Genomic DNA, 3,615 nt, shown 5'->3' with positions numbered 1-3,615 from the left:
CCGCGGTCCTGCTCAACCGGGACGACTTCAAGGCTGAATATGAAGTGGCCAGAGCCGAGCTTCGTTCCGATCTCGGCATGTAATCTTTGTCGGCCGGATCAGACGGGAAGGGGCGCTTCAGGCGCTCCTTTTCCGTCTGCGCCAGTGCTGAGGCGGAAGTTCGGCAATTAGTCCGTTGGCATAGCAGCATCAGGTTGATATTCGACGCATCGAACGGTGGCGAGAAGCTCGTCCCGCCATGGCCTTTGGAACTCGATGATGCGGCTCAGCGACTGTCACAACTTTTCCGATTTCCGGCGGATGGCGCAGCGGCGACTGCCGGGGCCGATTTTCAATTACATCGACGGCGCGGCGGACGACGAGGTCACCTACCGCCGCAACACCGAAAGCTTTGAGACCTGCGATCTGGTTCCCAACGTGCTGCGCGGGGTGAGCGAGGTCGACATGTCGGTGACGGTCATGGGCCAGAAGCTGGCGATGCCGTTCTATTGCTCGCCGACCGCCTTGCAGCGCCTGTTCCACCATCAGGGCGAGCGCGCGGTCGCCAAGGCCGCGGCCAAGTATGGCACCATGTTCGGCGTCTCGTCGCTTGGCACCGTCAGCCTCGAGGAGGCGCGCAGCATCAGCAGCAGCCCGCAGGTCTACCAGTTCTATTTCCATCGGGATCGCGGTCTCAACCGGGCGATGATGCAGCGCGCCAAGGCGGTCGGCGTCGAGGTGATGATGCTGACCGTCGACAGCATCACCGGAGGAAATCGCGAGCGCGACAAACGCACCGGCTTTGCCATTCCCTTCAAGCTCAACCTTGCCGGAATGGCGCAGTTCGCGCTCAAGCCGGCCTGGGCGATCAATTATTTCACGCATGAGGGGTTCAAGCTGCCGCAGCTCGACGAGCATGTCGACATGGGCGGCGGCACGATGTCGATCAGCCGCTACTTCACCGAGATGCTAGACCCGTCGATGACGTGGGACGATGTCGCCGAGATGGTCAAGCTTTGGTCGGGTCCGTTCTGTCTCAAGGGCGTTATGTCGGTGGAGGACGCAAGACGCGCCGTCGACATCGGCTGCAGCGGCATCGTGCTGTCGAACCATGGCGGGCGGCAGCTGGATGGCTCGCGGGCGGCGTTCGACCAGCTTGCCGAGATCGTCGATGCCGTTGGCGACAGGATCGACGTCATCATGGATGGCGGCGTGCAGCGCGGCACGCATGTGCTGAAGGCGCTGTCGCTCGGTGCCAAGGCCGTCGGTGTCGGACGCTACTATCTGTTCCCGCTCGCGGCGGCGGGCCAGCCCGGCGTCGAACGGGCCCTTGAGCAGATGCGGGTCGAGATCGAACGTGGCATGAAGCTGATGGGCTGCAGTTCGATCGAACAATTGTCGCGCAAGAACCTCCGTTTCAGGTAATCTCGACCCATGAAATCCTCCCTCGAAGACACATTGCTCGCCGCGATCCGTACCATTCCGGACTATCCCAAGCCAGGCATCCTGTTTCGCGACATCACCACCCTGCTCGGCAATGCGCGCGCCTTCCGCCGCGCCATCGACGAACTGGTGCATCCCTATGCCGGCCAGAAGATCGACAAGATCGCCGGCATCGAGGCACGTGGATTCATCCTTGGCGGCGCCGTCGCCCATCAGCTCTCGGCCGGCTTCGTGCCGATCCGCAAGAAAGGCAAGCTGCCCTACGAGACGGTGCGCGTCGCCTATAGCCTGGAATATGGCCTGGACGAGATGGAGATGCACAAGGACGGCGTTGCTCCGGGCGAGAAGGTGATCCTTGTCGACGATCTGATCGCCACCGGCGGCACCGCGGAAGCGGCGGTCAAGCTGCTGCGCCAGATCGGCGCCGACATCCTCGCCGCCTGTTTCGTCATCGACCTGCCGGACCTCGGCGGCCGCGCCAAGCTGGAGGCGCTCGGCGTGCCGGTCAGAACGCTGATAGGGTTCGAAGGGCATTAGGTTTCTCCCTCGCCCCGTTTACGGGGAGAGGGAAGCGAAGCGAGCAACGCGAGCGGAGCAGGGTGAGGGTAAGTACGACCGTCGAGTTTAAGACACCAACGCTGGCGCCGCCCCTCATCCGCCCTTCGGGCACCTTCTCCCCGTAAACGGGGCGAAGGAAAAAGCTACTCCACCTTCACCAGAACGGCGCTTTCGAACTCGAGCACCTTGTCGCCGGTGGGATTGAAAGCTTCCGAACGCAGCGCGAGAAGCCGCCAGCCGGGGCGTGAGGCGATCGGGCGGTGCGACAGCGCGGTGCGCGTGAAGGTGATGGTTTGCCCGGCATAGACCGGCTTCAGCCATTTCAGGTTCTTGAAGCCGGGCGAGGGGCCGAATTCCGGCACCGGACCGGGACCGCTCCACGCAGCGATCTCGGCGTCCATGCGGTTTTCCAGATTGAGTTTCATCCAGGTCGCGGCCGTGTGCCAGCCAGACGCGCAGAGGCCGCCGAGCACGCTTTTTTTCGCGGCCTCCTCGTCGATATGGAAGATTTGCGGGTCGTACTTGCGGGCGAAGGCTTTGATCGCCTCGGGCTCGAATGTGTGCGAGCCGAGCGTGACGGTGGTGCCGATACGGAAGAACTCGTCCAGTGTCATGCTTGGCTCCCCGCGGCATCGCGGGTGAGGAACATGACCGAGTTCTCGAGCTCGAAGACGCTTTCGCCACGCTGGTTGAACAGCTCGCTGCGCATGGTGACGAAGCCGAGTTGCGGCTTCGATTTCGACAGGCGCTTGGCAACAACCATCAGGGTGCCGGTCAGTTGGTCGCCGGCCAGGACCGGTTTCTTCCATTTGACCTGATCGACGCCGGGCGCGCCCTGGCAGGTCGAGTCCAGCAGGAACGCGTCGCAGAGCATGCGCATGAACATGGCGCAGGTGTGCCAGCCCGACGCTGCCAGCCCGCCGAGGATGCTGGCCTTGCCGGCTTCCTCGTCGAGATGCATCGGCTGCGGGTCAAATTCTCCGGCAAATTCGACGATCTCGGCGGCACTCACGAGCTTCGAGCCGAGGTCGATCGATGCGCCCTCGATGAAGTCCTCATAGGCCCATGTTTTTATCTCTGCAGTCATGGTCTGGAATCCGGCTTGTCGACCCACGATCCCCAGGATCGGGGTTTCCGGATGCAGGCCGGCGTTCATTTGGTCAAGCGATTTCTACTGCGCCAGCCTGTGGCCGCCGATCGACAAGGCCACTCAGAGCCAGCCGCGGCGGCGGAAGTACCAGAAGGGCAGGATCGCCGACAGCACCATCATGGCGATGGCGAAGGGATAGCCAAGTTGCCATTTCAACTCGGGGATGATGTCGAAATTCATGCCGTAGATCGAGGCGACCAAAGTCGGCGGCAGGAAGATGACGGCGGCGACCGAGAAGATCTTGATGATGGCGTTCTGCTCGATCGAGATCATGCCGAGCGTGGCGTCTAGCAGGAAGGAGATCTTCTGCGACAGGAAGGTGGCGTGGTCGGCGAGCGACAGCACGTCGCGAGACAGCGTCTTGATGCGCGCCTTGGTGTCCTTGCTCATCTTGGTGCGGGTCGAGGCATGGGCGAAGAAGCCTGCCAGGCGCTGCAGCGAGATCAGGCTGTCGCGGATCGAGGAGGCAATGTCCTCCTTGCGGC

Annotated in this window: 5 protein-coding genes; 2 read left to right on the top strand and 3 right to left on the bottom strand. The window is 62.7% G+C overall.

From position 1 onward, the window contains the following. The first annotated feature begins 258 nt into the window (after positions 1 to 258). A complete protein-coding gene (locus EN906_RS26795) occupies positions 259 to 1,404 on the top strand; it encodes an alpha-hydroxy acid oxidase (protein WP_127269626.1) in 1,146 nt (381 codons plus the stop codon). A gap of 9 nt (positions 1,405 to 1,413) precedes the next feature. Beyond that, a complete protein-coding gene (locus tag EN906_RS26790) occupies positions 1,414 to 1,959 on the top strand; it encodes an adenine phosphoribosyltransferase (protein ID WP_013529989.1) in 546 nt (181 codons plus the stop codon). A gap of 164 nt (positions 1,960 to 2,123) precedes the next feature. Here the strand turns inward: EN906_RS26790 and EN906_RS26785 are convergent, their stop codons facing one another. The 3 genes from EN906_RS26785 to EN906_RS26775 form a co-directional block, all read right to left on the bottom strand. Further along, positions 2,124 to 2,594: a MaoC family dehydratase gene (locus tag EN906_RS26785; RefSeq protein WP_127269624.1), complete on the bottom strand. Its 471-nt coding sequence runs from the start codon at positions 2,592 to 2,594 to the stop codon at positions 2,124 to 2,126. Next, positions 2,591 to 3,067, bottom strand: a complete 477-nt coding sequence (locus EN906_RS26780) for a MaoC family dehydratase (protein WP_127269625.1) — start codon at positions 3,065 to 3,067, stop codon at positions 2,591 to 2,593. The genes EN906_RS26785 and EN906_RS26780 overlap by 4 nt, the downstream gene beginning before the upstream one ends. A gap of 123 nt (positions 3,068 to 3,190) precedes the next feature. Next, positions 3,191 to 3,615 (bottom strand): CorA family divalent cation transporter (locus EN906_RS26775; RefSeq protein WP_281060460.1); only part of this gene is annotated, 425 nt, incomplete at its 5' end.

Origin of the sequence: Mesorhizobium sp. M7A.F.Ca.CA.004.06.1.1 (genome assembly GCF_003999135.1) — a bacterium.
GTDB lineage: Bacteria > Pseudomonadota > Alphaproteobacteria > Rhizobiales > Rhizobiaceae > Mesorhizobium.
This window is presented reverse-complemented; position numbering and strand designations above follow the sequence as displayed.

Excerpts from the sequence above, each read along its gene's own strand:
- EN906_RS26795 (WP_127269626.1), top strand. The coding sequence starts at position 259 with ATGCGGCTCAGCGACTGTCACAACTTTTCCGATTTCCGGCGGATGGCG.
- EN906_RS26790 (WP_013529989.1), top strand. The coding sequence starts at position 1,414 with ATGAAATCCTCCCTCGAAGACACATTGCTCGCCGCGATCCGTACCATT.
- EN906_RS26785 (WP_127269624.1), bottom strand. The coding sequence starts at position 2,594 with ATGACACTGGACGAGTTCTTCCGTATCGGCACCACCGTCACGCTCGGC.
- EN906_RS26780 (WP_127269625.1), bottom strand. The coding sequence starts at position 3,067 with ATGACTGCAGAGATAAAAACATGGGCCTATGAGGACTTCATCGAGGGC.